Origin of the sequence: Paenirhizobium selenitireducens ATCC BAA-1503 (genome assembly GCF_000518785.1) — a bacterium.
Taxonomy (GTDB): Bacteria; Pseudomonadota; Alphaproteobacteria; order Rhizobiales; family Rhizobiaceae; genus Allorhizobium; species Allorhizobium selenitireducens.
In genome coordinates, this window is the sequence record NZ_JAEG01000008.1 from 71,610 (window position 1) to 90,335 (window position 18,726).

An 18,726-nucleotide genomic window follows, 5' to 3' on the forward strand; every position below is an offset into this window, starting at 1 on the left:
CGCGGGGAGAGGGTCGGGGTGAGGGGCATAAAGCCGTAAGCCTGGTCCATTCCCTACTCCGCCGCTTCCAGCTTGCCGGCGATGCGGCGCGACTGGCGCGACAGGTCCTCATAGTCCTGCTGCCATTCGGACGGGCCGTTGGACGGCGCGACCTGCACGGCGGTCACCTTGTATTCCGGGCAATTGGTCGCCCAGTCGGAGAAGTCCGTGGTGATGACGTTGGCCTGCGTCTCGGGATGGTGGAAGGTCGTGTAGACGACGCCGGGCGAAACGCGTTCGGTGATTTCCGCCCGAAGCGTTGTTTCCCCTGCCCGGCTGGCAAGACGCACCCAGTCGCCTTCCTTGATGCCGCGCTGCTCGGCATCGTGCGGATGGATCTCGAGACGATCCTCGGCATGCCAGGCGACATTCTCCGTGCGGCGCGTCTGGGCGCCGACATTGTATTGCGACAGGATGCGGCCAGTGGTGAGAAGCAACGGGAAGCGCGGGCCGGTGCGTTCGTCGGTCGCCACATATTCCGTGCGGATGAACTTGCCCTTGCCGCGCACGAAACCGTTGACGTGCATGATCGGCGAGCCTTCCGGGAACGTCTCGTTGCAGGGCCACTGCACCGAACCCATCTTTTCCAGATAGTCATAAGTGACGCTGGCAAAGCTTGGCGTCGTGGCGGCGATCTCGGCCATGATCTCGGAGGGATGGCTGTAGTTCCACGGCAGGCCCATGGCCTGGGCAAGCTTCTGGGTGACCTCCCAGTCGGCAAAGCCGTTCTTCGGGCTCATCACCTTGCGCACGCGGTTGATGCGGCGCTCCGCATTGGTGAACGTGCCGTCCTTTTCCAGGAAGGTCGAGCCCGGCAGGAAGACGTGGGCATAGTTGGCCGTCTCGTTGAGGAACAGGTCGTGCACCACCACGCATTCCATGGCGGCAAGGCCCGCCGAGACATGCTTGGTGTCGGGGTCGGACTGCAGGATGTCCTCGCCCTGGATGTAGATGCCCTTGAACGAACCGTCGACGGCGGCATCGAGCATGTTCGGAATGCGCAGGCCCGGCTCGCTGTCGAGCTTGACGCCCCAGAGCTTCTCGAACGTGTCGCGCGTCGCGTCGTCGGAGACGTGGCGATAGCCCGGCAGTTCGTGCGGGAAGGACCCCATGTCGCAGGAGCCCTGCACGTTGTTCTGGCCACGCAGCGGGTTCACGCCGACGCCCGGGCGGCCGATATTGCCGGTCGCCATGGCAAGGTTGGCGATCGCCATGACGGTCGTCGAGCCCTGGCTGTGCTCGGTAACGCCGAGGCCGTAATAGATCGCGCCATTGCCGCCCTTGGCATAGAGCCGCGCCGCACCGCGTACGAGGTCGGCCGCGACGCCGGTGAACTTTTCCGTCTCTTCCGGGCTGTGTTGCAGCTCGGCGACGAAGGCGGCCCAGTCCTCGAATTCCGACCAGTCGCAGCGTTCGCGGATGAAGGCCTCGTTGAACAGGCCCTCCGTGACGATCACATGCGCCAGCGCTGTGACGACCGCGACATTGGTGCCGGGTTTCAGCGGCAGATGGTAATCAGCCTTGGCGTGGACCGAGGTAACCGTCTCGGTCTCGCGCGGGTCGAGCACGATGAGCTTGGCGCCCTGGCGGATGCGCTTCTTCATGCGCGAGGCGAAGACCGGATGCGCCGCCGAGGGATTGGCGCCGATTACCATGATCACGTCGGAATGCTCGACGGAATCGAAGTCCTGCGTGCCGGCCGAGGTGCCGAAGGCCTGACCGAGACCGTAGCCGGTCGGCGAATGGCAAACGCGGGCGCAGGTATCGACATTGTTGTTGCCGAAGCCGGCGCGGATCAGCTTCTGCACCAGGAAGGTCTCTTCATTGGTGCAACGCGACGAGGTGATGCCGCCGATCGAATCCTTGCCATACTGGTACTGGAGACGGCGGAACTCTGAGGCGACATGGGCGAAAGCTTCATCCCAAGTGACTTCGCGCCAGGGATCGCTGATCTTCTCGCGCACCATCGGATTGAGAATGCGATCCTTGTGCGTCGCATAGCCATAGGCGAACCGGCCCTTGACGCAGGAATGGCCGCGATTGGCCTTGCCATCCTTGTAGGGCACCATGCGCACCAGTTCTTCGCCGCGCATTTCCGCCTTGAACGAACAGCCGACGCCGCAATAGGCGCAGGTGGTGACGGCCGAATGCTCCGGCTGGCCGATGGCGATCACCGACTTTTCGGTCAGCGTCGCGGTCGGGCAGGCCTGCACGCAGGCGCCGCAGGAAACGCATTCGGATTCGAGGAAATGCTCATGCGCGCCGGGCGATACCCGGCTATCGAAACCGCGGCCCTCGATCGTCAGCGCGAATGTGCCCTGCACCTCCTCGCAGGCGCGAACGCAGCGCGAGCAGACGATGCATTTCGACGGGTCATAGGTGAAATAGGGGTTGGACTCGTCCTTCGGCATCCACTTGGCGTTGATGTCGCCGTCGTTGCGCGCCTTGACGTGATTGTCGCCTTCATAGCCATAGCGCACGTCGCGCAGGCCGACGGCGCCCGCCATGTCCTGCAGTTCGCAGTCGCCATTGGCAGCGCAGGTCAGACAGTCGAGCGGGTGGTCGGAGATATAGAGCTCCATCACACCCTTGCGGATCTGCTTCAGCCGTTCCGTCTGGGTATGGACCACCATGCCCGGCGCGCAAGGCGTCGTGCAGGAGGCCGGCGTGCCGTTGCGGCCCTCGACCTCGACGAGACAGAGGCGGCAGGAGCCGAAGGCATCCACCATGTCGGTGGCGCAGAGCTTCGGCACCTGGATCCCGGCCTCCATCGAGGCGCGCATCACGGAGGTGCCGGCCGCGACCGTGACCTGTCGTCCGTCGATGGTGAGCGTCACCGTCTCGGTGGATCGGGACGCGGGCGTACCGTAGTCGATTTCAGAAACGAGGGGCATGTCGTGCCTCCTGGGCTGATGACAAAGAACGGATGGTGTGTGCGGCAAGGCGGCGGCGGCTCCTCTTCTCCCCAGCGGGGAGAAGGTGGCGCGCAGCGCCGGATGAGGGGGTTGGCGTCAGCGCGGTCGGCCCCCTCATCGCCTCACTGCGTTCGGCACTTCTCCCCGATGGGGAGAAGAGGAAGCCGGACGTCGGCGTCGGCGAAAACATTAGAGACCTGCTCATTCCGCCGCCTCCACGAGTGGTGCCGGGGCGAAATCCTCGGGGAAGTGATGGAGCGCGCTCATGACCGGATAGGGGGTGAAGCCGCCGAGCGCGCAGAGCGAGCCGAACTTCATCGTGTTGCAGAGGTCGGTGAGCAGCGCCCTGTTCTTCTCCGGCTCGATTCCTCTCGCGATCCGGTCGACCGTCTCGACGCCGCGCGTCGAGCCGATGCGACAGGGCGTGCACTTGCCACAGCTCTCGATCGCGCAGAATTCCATGGCGAAACGCGCCTGCTTCAGCATGTCGGCGGTATCGTCGAAGACGACGATGCCGGCATGACCGATCAGCCCGTCCTTGGCGGCAAAGGCCTCGTAGTCGAACACGGTGTCGAACAGGGAGGGCGGGAAATAGGCACCGAGTGGCCCGCCGACCTGCACGGCCTTGACGGGCCGGCCGCTCGCCGTGCCGCCGCCGATGTCGTAGATGATCTCGCCGAGCGTCAGGCCGAAAGCGGTCTCATAGAGGCCACCATGCTTGATATTGCCGGCAAGTTGGATCGGGATCGTGCCGTGCGACCGGCCGACGCCGTAGTCGCGGTAGAAGGCGGCGCCGCGGTCGAGGATGACCGGCACGGAGGCGAGCGAGATCACGTTGTTGACAACGGTCGGCCGGCCGAACAGGCCCTGCAGCGCCGGAAGCGGTGGCTTGGCCCGGACGATGCCGCGCTTGCCCTCGAGCGAGTTGAGCAGCGACGTCTCCTCGCCGCAGACATAGGCGCCGGCGCCCATGCGCACCTCGATGTCGAAGGCATGCGCCGAACCCATGACCGACGGCCCGAGAATGCCGGCGCCCCGGGCGATGTCGATCGCCGCGCGCATGGTCTTGATGGCATGCGGATATTCCGAGCGGGTGTAGACATAACCCTTGGTGGCGCCGGTGGCGATGCCGGCGATGATCATGCCCTCGATCAGCACGAAGGGATCGCCCTCCATGATCATCCGGTCGGAGAAAGTGCCGCTGTCGCCTTCGTCGGCGTTGCAGATGATGTACTTGCGATCACCCGCAGCATCGGCGACCGTCTTCCACTTGATGCCGGTCGGAAAGCCTGCACCACCGCGACCGCGCAGGCCGCTGTCGGTCACCGTCTTGACGATGTCGGCGGGGCCCATGGCCACGGCCTTCTCCAGACCCTTCAGCCCTTCGTAGTGGCGATAGTCGGCCAGGGAGAGAGGATCGGTCACGCCGCAGCGGGAGAAGGTCAGCCGCGTCTGGCGAGCGAGATAGGGAATTTCCTTCGTCAGCCCCTGGCAGAGCGGATGTTCGCCACCGGCCACAAAGTCCGCCTCGAACAGGCCCGGCACATCGGCGACAGTTACCGGTCCGTAGGCGATGCGGCCGTGCCCGGCGCGAACCTCAATGAGTGGTTCAAGCCACAAGAGACCGCGCGAACCATTGCGCACGATCGTCACGTCGAGGCCGCGAAGCTTGGCTTCCCGCTCGATCGCCACCGCCACCTTGTCTGCACCGACGGCAATCGCCGCGGCATCCTGGGGAACATAGATGGTCAAGCTCATCGCCGCGCCTCCGCGACCAGTTCCTCGAGCCCCTGTTCGTCGAGCCGGCCGTGCAACTCGCCGTCGAGCATGGCGGCGGGCGCGCAGGCACAGAGCCCGAGACAGTAGACCGGTTCCAGCGTCACCGCGCCGTCCGGCGTCGTCCCGTGAAAATCGATGCCGAGCAGTTCCCGCACCCGGTCGGCCAGGGCCTCGCCACCGCGCGACTGGCAGGCCTCGGCGCGACAGAGTTTCAGCACATGGCGGCCGGAGGGATGGGCGCGAAAATCGTGATAGAAGCTGACGACGCCGTGCACCTCGGCGCGCGACAGGTTCAGCGCCTCCGCGAGCACCGGCTTCACCTCGTCCGGCACATAGCCGAAGCTCTCCTGCACGGAATGCAGGATCGGCAGCAGGGGACCTTCGAGGCCCTTGAATTCGGCGACGATCGCTTGCGTGCGAGAAACCAAATCATCCGCAGATGATCGAATATTCATGATCAGCCCTCCCAAACCGACACGAACTGGCCAAGAGGCTGACACGGAGAAAGCAAATGTCCAGTCGGTTATTTTAATCTGAATGCGCCGACGCAGTCCGCTTTCCCGTCGAACTCCCTGACGATGCGACAGAATGCCCCTCTGAACAGAGATTGGTCAATAAAGCAGTCCCGTGCAACGATAGAAGAAATCTATTGAAACGCCTGGAGATCGGCGAGCCGGCGGGCCTCGTGCAGCAGCGCCGAGACGAGCGGTGTAAAAGGCTCCCGGTATTGCGCAACGAGACCGACGGAATGCGCCGCTTCCGGCTCGACGATCGGGATCATCCGGATCTCCGCCGAGAAACCGAAGGATTCAGCCACGTTACGGGGCATGATCGAGGCCCATCGGCCGGTTCGGATGTGGGAGAACAGCACGATCATCGAATTGGATTCAAGGGTCGGCTTCACCAAAACCCCAGCCTCGGCCATGTGCTGGTTGATGATGCGACGGTTCTGCATGTCCGCGGTCAATAGACAAAGCCGAAGATCGGCAACCTCCCGCCATGTCACCTGGTCACGATCGCTGAGCGGCGTGCCCGCAGCGGCAATCAGGTGATAGCGCTCCGCATAGAGCGGCACCGAGGTGACGCGGCCGAGCGGCTCGTTGTCGAGATAGGTGATCCCGGCATCGATCTCCAGGTTTTCGAGCAGGCTCAGCACCTGCAGCGAGGTGCGTGAACTGACCGAGAAGGTGACGTCCGGATGCTTCTCCTGGAACGGCGCGGTGATTCGCGGCACCATGGACAGTGCCGTGGGTATGACCGCGATGCGGATATGGCCGGCAAGCCCCCGGCGTGCCGCCCGCATTTCCTCACGCATGGTGCGCGTATCGCCGACGATGCGACGGGCCCATTCGAGCACGCGCTGACCTTCTGGCGTCAGCCCCTGATAGCGGGAGCCGCGGCTCACCAGCATCACGCCCAGGTGATCCTCAAGCTGCCGGATCGCCGCCGACAGTGTCGGCTGGGTGATGCCGCACTCCTCCGCCGCGCGGCCGAAATGCTGGGCACGGGCAAGAGCAATGAAGAATTCGAGCTTGTCGATCATGGGCACTCCTCGCGCGCGAGACTAAGCGCCAAGCAGTGGAAGCGCAAACCGCTCTTTCGGCCGCCGTGAAAAGCCTGAAAGGCGGCGACCGGCCGGATGGGCGAGTTTAGTCTTCCGCCTCGGAATCGTCCACGCGGATGTCGACGGCCTTTGGGCCGCAATACATGTCGTAGAGCACGGACACGAGCGCGGTGAGCGAGGGATCGGTGATATTGTAATAGATCAGCCGGCCGTCCCGGCGGGTGGTGACGATCCGCTCGAGGCGGAGCCGCGCCAGTTGCTGCGACACCACGGCCTGCTGCAGCCCGAGGATGGACTCGATTTCGCCGACGGTCTTTTCACCCTGGCTGAGAATGCACAGAATCAGCAACCGGGTTTCATGCGACAGGGCTTTGAGAAGCGTGCTGGCGGCGCGGGCCTTCGACATGAAGCCCTCCAGCTGTTCCTTCTCCATTCCGGCCCTGATCTGCGGCAAATCCATGAAACCATCCAATGATCGCGATACACATTCGAAAAGCGTTATACGACAATACAAATGCGGCGAAAATGACTTAGCCCGGCAAATAGTGGCGGCAAAGCGATTTCTCCGCGCGCCGTTCAACGTTCCGCCGCCTCGCGGCAGCCACAGCGGCCGCTATCGCAGGCTGACCGATTCGACCCGCTCCTTGAGCAGGGCGGCGCTTCGATGAAGTGCCGCATATTCCTCGTCATTCAGGTCCGGAAAAAGATCGGCCGCAACGCCGGTCGCCCCGATGATGCGCGGCACGGAGAGCGCCACGTCCTCGACATCGGCCACCCTGGGCGTCACGATCGACACCGACAGCACGTCCCTCTGGTCCTGCGCGATCGCCTTGACGATCCGGGCGAGCCCCGCGCCGATGCCGTAATAGGTCGATCCCTTGCCGTTGATGATCTTATAGGCAGCGTTGCGAACGCCGTCGTCGATCGCATGGCGCTCCTCTTCGGTCAGCGGCTTGCCGACCTGCTCGGCGAAGGAGCGAAGGGCCACCGAACCGGCGCGGGCATTGGACCAGGCCAGCACCTCGCTGTCTCCGTGCTCGCCGAGCACATAGGCATGCACCGATTGCGGCGCGATGCCGAGATGGCGGCCAACCAGGCTGCGGAACCGCGCCGTATCGAGAATGGTGCCGGAGCCGATCACCCGCTGCGGCGGAAGGCCGGACAGCCGCGTGGCGATCTGCGTCATGATGTCGACCGGATTGGACGCGATCAGCAGGATGGCGTCGGGCGTGGCGCGCAGCACCTCGGCGACCACCTCGCGGAACACCGCCGCATTGCGCTCCAGCAGTTCGAGCCGGCTCTCACCGGGCTTCTGGCTGACACCGGCAGCAATGATCACCACCCGCGTGCCGGCCAGGGCATCATAGTCGCCGGCGGTGACCGTGGTGGCCGAAACAAACGGCACCGCGTGGGAAATGTCCTCGGCCTGGGCAATGGCAAGCGCCGCATTCCTGTCGACGAACACGATGTCGCTGGCAATTCCCATCATGGCCAGCGCATAGCCGGCCGAGCTGCCGACCATGCCCGCTCCAACGATCCCGACCTTCATGCCCTCACCTCCGTTTGCGTTGCAGCAGACTTAAGCGCATGAACCTTTCAATTGTGTGGCAGTGCGTCAAGCGCCCTTTGACCGAGCCAGGAAAGCGCGAGAGCCACGGGGCACTGCACAGTTTTTCACGACCGCTCTCCAGGCATAAAAAAAGCGGCCCAGAAGGCCGCTCCTTGTTCGTCGGTATTCGTGCGACCGGCTCAGGCCGGGATCAGCACGCCGTTCAGATGGGTGAGTTCGGCGAGGTACTGCTCAAGGCGGGTCTTGTGCTCGTGGCCTTCGACCGCATTCAGTTCGGCGCGGGCAGCCTCGATGCGCTTGGTCAGCGTTTCGCGGTTGAGGTCGCTCAGCGCCACGGCCGATTCAGCCAGAAGCGTGCAACCGCTCGGAACGATATCGGCGAAACCGCCGAACACGACATATTTGGTCACTTGGCCGGAGGCCAGCTTAACCGAAACCACACCCGGCTTGATCGTCGTCATCGTCGGCGCGTGATGGGCCATGACGGTCATTTCGCCTTCGGTTGCCGGGATGACAACTTCGCTCACCTTTTCGGAAAGCAGCAGGCGCTCGGGCGAAACGAGTTCAAAATTGAAATTGTCGGCCATGGTTGTTCACTTCTTCTATAGAGGCGGGAACGGCGCGCGCCGAGAAGCGCGCGCCAAGTCCGTCATCAGGCGGCTTCGGCAGCCAGCTTCTTGGCCTTTTCGATGGCTTCTTCCATCGAGCCGACCATGTAGAAGGCGGCTTCAGGCAGATGGTCGTACTCGCCGTTGACCAGGCCCTTGAAGCCCTTGATCGTGTCTTCGAGCGCAACCAGCTTGCCCGGCGAACCGGTGAAGACTTCGGCGACGAAGAACGGCTGGGACAGAAAGCGCTCGATCTTGCGGGCGCGGGCAACCGCGATGCGGTCGTCTTCCGACAGTTCGTCCATGCCGAGAATGGCGATGATGTCCTGGAGAGCCTTGTAGCGCTGCAGGGTCGACTGGACCTTACGAGCCACTTCGTAGTGCTCTTCGCCGACGACCAGCGGGTCGAGCATGCGCGAGGTGGAGTCGAGCGGGTCAACGGCCGGGTAGATGCCCTTTTCGGCGATCGAACGCGACAGAACGGTCGTTGCGTCCAGGTGGGCGAACGAGGTTGCCGGTGCCGGGTCGGTCAAGTCGTCGGCGGGAACGTAAATGGCCTGAACCGAGGTGATCGAACCCTTGGTCGTGGTGGTGATGCGTTCCTGCATCTGACCCATGTCGGTGGCGAGCGTCGGCTGATAACCAACGGCCGACGGGATACGGCCGAGAAGTGCGGACACTTCCGAACCGGCCTGGGTGAAGCGGAAGATGTTGTCGACGAAGAACAGAACGTCCTGGCCCTTGTCGCGGAAGTCTTCAGCGATGGTGAGACCCGTCAGAGCGACGCGAGCGCGAGCGCCCGGCGGTTCGTTCATCTGGCCGTAAACGAGCGCAGCCTTGGAGCCTTCGCCGCCGCCATGCTTGTTGACGCCCGACTCAATCATTTCGTGATAGAGGTCGTTGCCTTCGCGGGTACGTTCGCCAACACCGGCGAATACCGAGTAACCGCCGTGCGCCTTTGCGACGTTGTTGATCAGTTCCATGATGAGAACCGTCTTGCCGACGCCGGCGCCGCCGAACAGGCCGATCTTGCCGCCCTTGGCGTAAGGCGCGAGCAGGTCGACGACCTTGATGCCGGTGACCAGGATCTGCGCTTCCGTCGACTGCTCGACATAGCTCGGCGCTTCCTGGTGGATGGCGCGCTTGCCGGAGGTGACCAGCGGACCGGCTTCGTCGACGGGCTCGCCGATGACGTTCATGATGCGGCCGAGCGTCTCGGGGCCGACCGGAACGGTGATCGGAGCGCCGGTGTCAGACACGGCCTGTCCGCGAACCAGACCTTCGGTCGAGTCCATGGCGATCGTGCGAACCTGGCTTTCGCCGAGGTGCTGGGCCACTTCGAGAACGAGGCGGTTGCCGCCGTTCATGGTTTCCAGCGCGTTCAGGATCGCAGGCAGCTCGCCGTCGAATGCGACGTCCACGACAGCGCCGATAACCTGGGTTACCTTGCCTGCAGAACCGATTGCGGACGCCTTCGCCGCGGTAGACTTCGGGGTAGCTGCCTTAGCCATGTTTCTTACCCTCTTTCCTTAACCTCAGAGCGCTTCCGCGCCCGAAATGATTTCAATGAGTTCCTTGGTGATCTGGGCCTGGCGCTGACGGTTGTACGAGAGCGTAAGCTTGTTGATCATCTCACCAGCATTGCGCGTCGCATTGTCCATCGCGCTCATCTTGGCGCCCATTTCACCGGCGACGTTTTCGAGCAGCGCCCGGAAGACCTGCACCGAGATGTTGCGCGGAATGAGATCGCTGAGGATCGCACCGGCATCGGGCTCATATTCGTAGACGGCGGACGCACCGGTTGCGGCAACCGCTTCCGGAGCCGCGGCCGGGATCAGCTGCTGTGCGGTCGGCACCTGGCTGATGACGGACTTGAATTCCGAATAGAACAGGGTCGCAACGTCGAACTCGCCCTTGTCGAACATCGAGATGACCTTGCGGCCAATCGTGTCGGCATTTTCGAAAGCGACGCGCTTGACTTCGCGAAGGTCGGTGCGCTCGACGATATTGGCAGCGAACTCGCGACGCAGGCTGTCGTAGCCCTTCTTGCCGACGCAGAAGATCTTGACGGTCTTGCCGGCGGCGAGAAGCTTGCGCGCATGGTCACGGGCAAAGCGGGCGATCTGCGAATTGAAACCGCCGCAAAGGCCGCGCTCGGCGGTGCAGACGATGAGCAGATGCACATCGTCCTTGCCGGTCCCGGTCATCAGCCGGGGTGCGCTGTCATCGCTGCCGACCGCCTGGGCGATGTTGGCAAGGACGGCACCCATGCGCTGCGAATAGGGACGAGCGGCCTCGGCCGCCTCCTGCGCACGACGCAGCTTCGCCGCGGCGACCATCTTCATCGCCTTGGTGATTTTCTGCGTCGCCTTGACGGAGGCGATCCGGTTTTTCAGATCCTTAAGTGAAGGCATCCGTTATCCGTCCTTGGCTTGAGCCCCGATTACGCGAAAGACTTGGCGAACTGATCCAGAGCAGCCTTGAGCTTGCTCTTGGTATCGTCGCTGATGGCTTTCTCCGTGCGGATGGCGTCGAGAATGGCCTTGCCTTCCGAGCGAAGGTAGGAGAGCAGACCCTGCTCGAACTTGCCGATCTGGTTGACTGCGACCTTGTCGAGGTAGCCGTTGACGCCGGCGAAGATCACGGCGACCTGTTCTTCCGTCTTCAGCGGCGAGAACTGCGGCTGCTTCAGGAGTTCGGTCAGGCGTGCACCGCGGTTCAGCAGGCGCTGCGTCGAGGCATCGAGGTCCGAACCGAACTGGGCGAAGGCGGCCATTTCGCGATACTGGGCAAGCTCGCCCTTGATCGAGCCGGCAACCTGCTTCATCGCCTTGATCTGCGCGGCGGAACCGACGCGCGAAACCGACAGACCGACGTTAACGGCCGGACGGATGCCCTGGTAGAACAGGTCGGTTTCGAGGAAGATCTGGCCGTCGGTGATCGAGATCACGTTGGTCGGAATGAAGGCCGAAACGTCGTTGCCCTGCGTTTCGATGACCGGCAGAGCCGTCAGCGAACCGGCACCCTTTTCGTCGGACAGCTTTGCAGCGCGCTCGAGAAGGCGGGAATGCAGATAGAAAACGTCGCCCGGATAGGCTTCGCGGCCCGGCGGGCGGCGCAGCAGCAGCGACATCTGACGATAGGCAACGGCCTGCTTGGAAAGGTCGTCGTAACCGATCAGCGCGTGCATGCCGTTGTCGCGGAAATACTCGCCCATGGCAGCGCCGGCGAACGGCGCGATGTACTGCATCGGAGCCGGATCGGAAGCCGTTGCGGCAACGATGATCGAGTACTTGAGGGCGCCGCGCTCTTCGAGAACCTTGACGAACTGAGCAACCGTCGAACGCTTCTGGCCGATTGCGACGTAGACGCAATACAGCTTTTCAGAGTCCGGACCATTGTCGTGAATGGCCTTCTGGTTGAGGATCGTATCGAGAATGATGGCGGTCTTGCCGGTCTGGCGGTCACCGATGACCAGCTCGCGCTGACCGCGGCCGACCGGGATCAGGGCGTCGATGGCCTTGAGGCCGGTCGACATCGGCTCATGAACCGACTTGCGCGGGATGATGCCCGGAGCCTTGACGTCGACGCGCGAACGGCGGGTCGCATTGATCGGGCCCTTGCCGTCGATCGGATTGCCGAGCGCGTCGACGACGCGGCCGAGCAGTTCCGGACCAACCGGGACGTCGACGATGGCGCCGGTCCGCTTGACGGTGTCGCCTTCCTTGATGTCACGGTCCGAACCGAAAATAACGACACCGACATTGTCGGCTTCGAGGTTCAGCGCCATGCCACGGATGCCACCGGGGAACTCGACCATTTCGCCGGCCTGGACGTTGTCGAGACCGTAGACGCGGGCAATACCGTCACCGACGGAAAGCACTTGGCCGACTTCGGAGACTTCCGCCTCTTTGCCGAAGTTTTTGATTTGATCTTTCAGAATTGCGGAAATTTCCGCGGCGCGGATATCCATCAGCCAACCTCTTTCAGTGCAAGCTTAAGGGTGGAAAGTTTGGTGCGAAGAGACGTGTCGATCTGGCGCGAGCCGACCTTGACGATCAGACCACCGAGAATGGACGGGTCGATCGTGACAACGATCGTGACGTCCTTGCCGGTGACGCTCTTCAGCGCCGCCTTCAATTCGTTTTCCTGTTCGGACGTAAGCGCGTGGGCAGAGGCGACTTCAGCCGTGATCTCGCCGCGGTGACGGGCGGCGATCTGGCGGAACGAGGCGATCATGCCGGAAACGGCGAACAGGCGACGATTGCCGGCCACGACCTTCAGGAAGTTCGCAACCAGGCCATCAAGACCGGCCTTCTCGCAAAGCGCGACGACGGCCTTGGTCTGGTCCTCGGCCGAAAAGACCGGAGAAAGTACCAACCGCTTCAGGTCGTCGCTCGAATCGATCATGGCCTGGAAACGGTTGAGATCGGCGCCGACGGCGTCGAGCGAGCCAGCCTCGAGCGCGAGCTCGAAAAGCGACGACGCATAGCGCTCCGCAACGCCTGAAATGACTTGGGATGTGTCTGCCACGGGCAAAATATTCCCTGCTTTTGACCCAGGATTTTCGCAACCCCGGAACGGGAGAAACATCATCCTGAAATCGTTAGGTTTTCTTGAAAAACACAACGGTCTCCCGCTTGCGTTTTTCGAATTTCGCGGTCCGTCTAGCATAGGAACTGTGGACTCGCAACACGCGTAATAACGGAATAAGCCTTAAGGACAAGGCCTTGGTCGCAAATTTCTCGGAATCTGCGCCAAATTGGTGAGAGCATGCGCCAACACCACGATCTTTCTCTTCAGACGAGTCCGAAGACATAGAACAGCGGCAATGCTGCAAGCAGGATTTCCACTACCAGAAGTAGAAAATTGCGGAGCGTATTTCCCCGGTCCGACATGATCGACAGGATCCGTCCGAACGCTGCGAGAGCCATGGCTGCACCGAAGGCCAGATAGAGCGTCGGTTGGGCCAGCATCAGGGCAGTCGCCGAGAACCCGACGATCAGGCCGCCGGCAGAACGGGCAGCGCCATAGCCCTCGGGCCGAAGCTCGCGCGGCTGCAGGGCAAAGAACTTGAGTGTGAGGCCCGGCGCGAACATGACCAGCGCACCGATCAATGCAGCGACGGCCGCCGCACCGAAGGCGAGTTGCTCGCCGAATTCCGTCGGAAAATAGAACTCCATCCTTGATCCCCGTCTCAAAGCAAATCGAACGTGGCGCTTATCGCACAAAGCGGCCCTTGGAGATATTGGCGGGGCGGCATTTTTCCGCAGTTTTGCGCGGCCCGGACCGGACTTCGGGGGAAAGCCTAGAGGAAGCTCTGCGGATCGACGTCGACCTGGACCTGGATCGACCGGCGTTCCTTCGGCCCGTTGGCGAGCATGGCCCGGACGAACCCTTGCATGTCGCTGTTGCGCCGGCCGTGCACGAGAAGCCGGAAGCGATGCCGCCCACGGATCAGGGCCAGGGGGGCTTCCGCCGGGCCGAGGATGACAATGTCGCGCTCGACCGGCGCCGACTGGCGCAGCTGGCGCGCATGGGTTTCCGCCTCGGCGCGGCTGTCGGCCGAGACGATGATCGAGACCAGCCGTCCGAAGGGCGGAAGGGCTGCCCGCTCGCGTTCGGCGATCTCGCGTTCGTAGAAGGCCGAGGCATCGCCGGAGACCAGTGCCTGCATGACCGGGTGCATGGGCTGAAAGGTCTGCAACAGGCCATGGCTCTTGCGCCCCGTGCGGCCCGCCCGGCCGGTCACCTGCGACAGCAGCTGGAAGGTGCGCTCGGCCGCGCGCGGGTCGCCATTGGCAAGGCCGATATCCGCGTCGACGATGCCGACCAGCGTCATCAGAGGGAAATTGTGCCCCTTGGCGACGAGCTGTGTGCCGATGACGATGTCGGCTTCGCCATTGGCGATCGCCTCCAGCTCCAGCCTGAGCCTTTTCACCCCGCCGAGGTCGGAGGACAGCACCAGCGTGCGCGCATCGGGAAAATGCTTCTCCACCTCCTCGGCAATGCGCTCGACGCCGGGCCCGCAGGCGACCAGGTGGTCGAGCGTGCCGCATTCCGGGCAGGCCTGCGGCGTCGGCTCGGAATAGCCGCACTGGTGGCACTGGATCTGGCCGCGGAAACGATGCTCCACCAGCCAGCTCGAGCATTGCGGGCACTGGAACCGGTGACCGCAGACGCGGCAGAGGGTGAGCGGCGCATAGCCACGCCGGTTGAGGAAGAGCAGCGCCTGTTCCTTGCGCTCGACCGTCCTGCCGACCGCCCTCAAAAGCAGCGGCGAAAGAAAGCCGCCCCGCTCCGGCGGATGGCGACGCATGTCGATCAGATGCAGATCCGGCATGGCCGCATCGGCAAAGCGCGTCGGCAGGTGGATGCGCCGGTAGCGCCCCGCCTGGCAGTTCACCTGGCTCTCGACCGAGGGGGTCGCCGAGACCAGCACGACCGGGAAGCCGGCAATTCGCGCCCGGACCACCGCCATGTCGCGCGCATTGTAGAAGACCCGGTCCTCCTGCTTGAAGGCGGGGTCATGCTCTTCGTCGACGATAATCAGCCCCAGATCCTCGAACGGCAGGAACAGCGCCGAGCGCGCCCCGGCCACGACGCGGATCTCGCCGGTCGCAGCCTGTCGCCAGACCTTTTCGCGCGTGCGGGTTGCCAGATCCGAATGCCATTCGCCGGGCTTGGCGCCGAACCGATCCTGAAAACGTTCGAGGAAATTGGCGGTGAGCGCGATTTCCGGCAGCAGGATCAGCACCTGCCGTCCCTGTCGCAGCGTTTCGGCGATCGCCTCGAAATAGACTTCCGTCTTGCCCGAGCCCGTGACACCGTCGATCAGCGCCACCGAGAACCCGCCCTTGGCGATCCCGTCGAGAATTTCGTCCGCCGCTTCCTTCTGCGGACCGGCGAGACGATGCTCGGCGAAATCGGGATCGGGCCTCGCCACCAGCGGCGGTGGCGGCAGGAAGACGGTTTCGAACACGCCTTGGGCGGCAAGCCCGTCGATCACGCTGGTCGACACACCGCTCGCATGGGCAAGGCCGCTCTTGGTCCAGGAAAGCCCGTCGCCGGCGAGATCGAGCACCTTGCGCCGGGCCGGCGTCATCCTTTCCGGCTCCATGCCGGAGAAGCGGAAACCCTCGACCATCGGTTCCGGATCGAAGGCCGCCGGCGCGCGCAGCGCCATGCGGGCCACATAACCCGGCGGCGAGAGCGTGTAGGCGGCGACCCAATCGAGGAAGGTGCGCATGGGCTTGTCGAGCGGCGGACAGTCGAACACCTTGGTGATCGGCCGAAGCTTCTTCGGATCGACGGAATTGGCTTCCTCGCCGTCCCAGACCACGCCGACGACCTGGCGCGGCCCGAGCGGCACCTGCACGATAGAGCCTGCCTCCACGGGCATGCCATCGGGCACCGCATAGCTATAGGCAACCGGCACCGGCATCGGCACCAGGACCGGCACGACGCGGGAAGAGGGAAGCGGGCCGAACAGTCCGGGCGAATCGTCTTTCATGGGTCGCCATATTTGCCCCTCGGCGATCGGAAAGAAAACCGAAAAGGCCACTTGCACAGGAAAGCGGTCCGCAGACGAACTGCGAGCCGCGTGCTGCTCAATGGACCGCCTGGGCGGTACCGCTCCTCGTCCGATCAGCCGCGAGCGGCATATCGCGGCCGCGCCGCCGCCATTTCCGCGCCGGCCTGCCGAAGCTGGGCGACGGCAGCGCGCGCACCGTCGGCAAGCTGGAACTGCCGGATGAGTTCGCGCAGGCGCTGCGATTCCATCGCCAGCGTCGCGCTGGAGGCGTTGGCTTCCTCGACCATGGCCGCGTTCTTCTGCGTGACCTGGTCCATCTGGTTGACGGCCGTGTTGACCTCGGAGAGCCCCACCGCCTGCTCGCGGGCCGAAATGGCGATCGCGTCCATGTGCTGGTTCACGGTGACGATATAGGCTTCGATCGTCTTCAGCGCATCGCCGGTATCCTTGACGAGCTTGACCCCGCTTTCGACCTCCGTGCTGGAATTGCGGATCAGGTCCTTGATCTCCTTCGCCGCCTGGGCGGACCGCTGTGCCAGCTCCCGCACCTCCTGGGCCACGACCGCAAAGCCCTTGCCTGCCTCACCGGCGCGTGCCGCCTCGACGCCGGCGTTCAGCGCCAGCAGGTTGGTCTGGAAGGCGATCTCGTCAATCACGCCGATGATATTGGCAATCTGGTTGGAAGACTGCTCGATGCGCTGCATGGCATCGACGGCGCTCGCCACGACCGCACCGGAATGCGCCGCGCTGGAATTCGCCTGCACGGCGACGGCCCTCGCTTCCTCGGCCCGCTTGGAGGAATTCGAGACATTGGCAGTAATCTGGTCGAGTGCAGCGGCAGTTTCCTCCAGCGAGGCTGCCTGTTGCTCCGTGCGCCGCGACAGGTCGTCGGCGCTCTGGCTGATTTCCTGGGTGCCGGAATCGATCGAGCGGGATGCCTCGGCCACCGATGTCAGGGTATTGCTGAGCTGCGAGACGGCGGCGTTGAAATCGCTGCGCAGGCTCTCGAACTCGGGCGCGAACGGGATCGCCAGCTCGAACGACAGATTGCCGGCGGCCAGCTGTTTCAGGCCGTCCGCCAGGCCCGCAGTCGCCTGGGTCATCGCCTCGGTCCGCACACGCTCGATTTCCGTGTTGCGGCGGCGTTCGAGCTCGCTTGCTTCCTGGGTTGCCGCAGCCTGTTCTTCGAGCCGCTGGTTGGCGATCGCATTGTTGCGGAAGACTTCGACCGCTGCCGCCATCGCGCCGATCTCGTCCGCGCGGCCGATGCCGGGAATGTCACAGGCGGTATTGCCGGCGGCGAGCGTGCGCATGCTGGTCGTCATCGCCCGGATCGGGCCGGAAATGCTCCGGGCCACGAACCACATGGCGCCGACACCGCCGAGGGCGATGATGGCCGCGACAAGGATCTGGAGCGCCCCGTCGCTGGCGTTGCGCTCGGTCAGGTCCTTGTCCAGCTGGCTCGCCTCGGCCATGGCAACCGCACGCGGCACGTCGATCATCACCGACCATGGTGTCGCCGTGCGGCCAATGACGATCGGCGAGAAGGCCTTGAACGCATCGCCGCTGGCGAGAACCTCGTCACGACCACCCTTGATGACCGGCAGATATTGCGACAGGCCCTTGTTCGCCAGATCGAATGGCTGACCGATCGTCTCCGGATTTTCACTCGACGCGACGACGAGTCCCATATGGCTGACGATCGAGACGGTTGCCTTGCCGTCATAGATCGAAGCCTTGACCTGTTCGGCCAGCTTCTGCACGAAACCGAGATCGAAATCGGCGCCGGCAACACCGGCAAACTTGCCGTTGACCGTGATCGGTACGGACATGGTGGCAAGAAAGACGTTCTTGCCCTGCACGATATAGGGCAAGGGATCGAGGATGCTTTCGCCCTGGCCCTTCTGCGGGCCGATATACCAGCCGCCCTTCATCACGCCGTTCGGATGCAGTTCGGCACTGTCATATTCGACAAGCGGCTGCAGCGCGATCTTTCCGGCGGCATCGCGGGTCCAATAAGGCAGGAAACGTCCCGTTGCGTCCGAGCCGAGCTCGCGCCGGTCGCGAAAATTCGCGTCGGCGCCGTCAAGCGCGTTGGGCTCCCAGGCGCTGTATGTTCCGTTGAAGCGCGGATTGTCCTTCAGGACATTGAGAAGCACGGCGTTCAGCTGCGCCCGCCGGGTCTCCGGCGGCGTCGATGCCGAATCGCCCGCCAGCATTTCGAAGCTGCGCGCCATGACCCGCGCCGCATCGAAGGCACCATCCAGCGAAGACCGGATGATGCCGGCCTGCGTCGATGCCAGCGTCTGCAGGCTTTGCTTGGTTTTCACATCGGTGAGCTCGGTCACCTGGCTGGCGACGAATGTACGCGCATTGCCCGCGGAGACGATGCCGTAGCCGACAAGGCCGGCCGTGGCCGCCAGGACGCAGACGCCGGACAGGACTGCAATTTTTAGCTGTATCGATTTGAAGCGCATTCGATTTTCCCCTTGCCGAGTGCGTGGTGCGAGGGGCTTGCGGTCGACGCTCTTGCCCCTTTGGACGGACACCAGCTTGAGGTCGCAAGTCGTTAACATAAGCGAACCGAAATAGACGTATCGGTCGGCCTGAATTTAAGCATTTTCGAAAACTGTCGCATAAGTGCGACGGATCTTTCCCGGCGCGAATCCCGAGGGCAAAACCCCGCTACCTCGGGCGATCATCGATGAGTTCGCAGA

14 protein-coding genes are annotated in these 18,726 nt (G+C 63.6%); all 14 read right to left on the bottom strand.

Annotated elements, in window-relative coordinates:
- Positions 1-53 precede the first annotated feature (53 nt).
- Positions 54-2,933 carry a formate dehydrogenase subunit alpha gene (fdhF, locus tag L867_RS0112035; protein WP_028737120.1) on the bottom strand — a complete coding sequence of 960 codons (2,880 nt, stop codon included), beginning with the start codon at positions 2,931-2,933 and terminating at the stop codon, positions 54-56.
- 222 nt (positions 2,934-3,155) lie between these two features.
- The gene (locus L867_RS0112040; protein ID WP_028737121.1) at positions 3,156-4,712 is read right to left on the bottom strand and encodes a formate dehydrogenase beta subunit; all 1,557 of its coding nucleotides are present in this window, start codon (positions 4,710-4,712) and stop codon (positions 3,156-3,158) included.
- Positions 4,709-5,188 (bottom strand): formate dehydrogenase subunit gamma, encoded by a 480-nt coding sequence (locus L867_RS0112045; RefSeq protein ID WP_028737122.1) that lies wholly within the window; start codon positions 5,186-5,188, stop codon positions 4,709-4,711. The genes L867_RS0112040 and L867_RS0112045 overlap by 4 nt, the downstream gene beginning before the upstream one ends.
- 191 nt (positions 5,189-5,379) lie before the next feature.
- Positions 5,380-6,276 carry a LysR family transcriptional regulator gene (locus L867_RS0112050; protein WP_028737123.1) on the bottom strand — a complete coding sequence of 299 codons (897 nt, stop codon included), beginning with the start codon at positions 6,274-6,276 and terminating at the stop codon, positions 5,380-5,382.
- Between the two features lie 106 nt (positions 6,277-6,382).
- The gene (locus tag L867_RS0112055; protein WP_028737124.1) at positions 6,383-6,757 is read right to left on the bottom strand and encodes an ArsR/SmtB family transcription factor; all 375 of its coding nucleotides are present in this window, start codon (positions 6,755-6,757) and stop codon (positions 6,383-6,385) included.
- Between the two features lie 153 nt (positions 6,758-6,910).
- Entirely contained in the window at positions 6,911-7,846 is a 936-nt protein-coding gene (locus tag L867_RS0112060; protein WP_028737125.1) for an L-lactate dehydrogenase, read from the bottom strand.
- A 200-nt stretch (positions 7,847-8,046) separates the two neighbouring features.
- Positions 8,047-8,454 carry a F0F1 ATP synthase subunit epsilon gene (locus L867_RS0112065; RefSeq protein WP_028737126.1) on the bottom strand — a complete coding sequence of 136 codons (408 nt, stop codon included), beginning with the start codon at positions 8,452-8,454 and terminating at the stop codon, positions 8,047-8,049.
- 65 nt (positions 8,455-8,519) lie between these two features.
- A complete protein-coding gene (gene atpD, locus L867_RS0112070; RefSeq protein ID WP_028737127.1) occupies positions 8,520-9,986 on the bottom strand; it encodes a F0F1 ATP synthase subunit beta in 1,467 nt (488 codons plus the stop codon).
- Between the two features lie 24 nt (positions 9,987-10,010).
- Entirely contained in the window at positions 10,011-10,889 is an 879-nt protein-coding gene (locus L867_RS0112075) for a F0F1 ATP synthase subunit gamma (protein ID WP_028737128.1), read from the bottom strand.
- A 29-nt stretch (positions 10,890-10,918) separates the two neighbouring features.
- Positions 10,919-12,448 carry a F0F1 ATP synthase subunit alpha gene (atpA, locus tag L867_RS0112080; protein ID WP_028737129.1) on the bottom strand — a complete coding sequence of 510 codons (1,530 nt, stop codon included), beginning with the start codon at positions 12,446-12,448 and terminating at the stop codon, positions 10,919-10,921.
- Positions 12,448-13,014: a F0F1 ATP synthase subunit delta gene (locus L867_RS0112085; protein WP_028737130.1), complete on the bottom strand. Its 567-nt coding sequence runs from the start codon at positions 13,012-13,014 to the stop codon at positions 12,448-12,450. Before L867_RS0112085 ends, atpA begins: the two co-directional genes overlap by 1 nt.
- A 260-nt stretch (positions 13,015-13,274) precedes the next feature.
- On the bottom strand, positions 13,275-13,658 hold the full coding sequence (locus L867_RS0112090) for an AGROH133_08824 family phage infection protein (RefSeq protein WP_028737131.1): 384 nt from the start codon (positions 13,656-13,658) through the stop codon (positions 13,275-13,277).
- Positions 13,659-13,783: 125 nt separating this feature from the next.
- Positions 13,784-15,988, bottom strand: coding sequence for a primosomal protein N' (locus L867_RS0112095; protein WP_028737132.1), 2,205 nt, complete (start codon positions 15,986-15,988; stop codon positions 13,784-13,786).
- 134 nt (positions 15,989-16,122) lie between these two features.
- Entirely contained in the window at positions 16,123-18,486 is a 2,364-nt protein-coding gene (locus tag L867_RS27700) for a methyl-accepting chemotaxis protein (RefSeq protein ID WP_084638538.1), read from the bottom strand.
- Between the last annotated feature and the right edge of the window lie 240 nt (positions 18,487-18,726).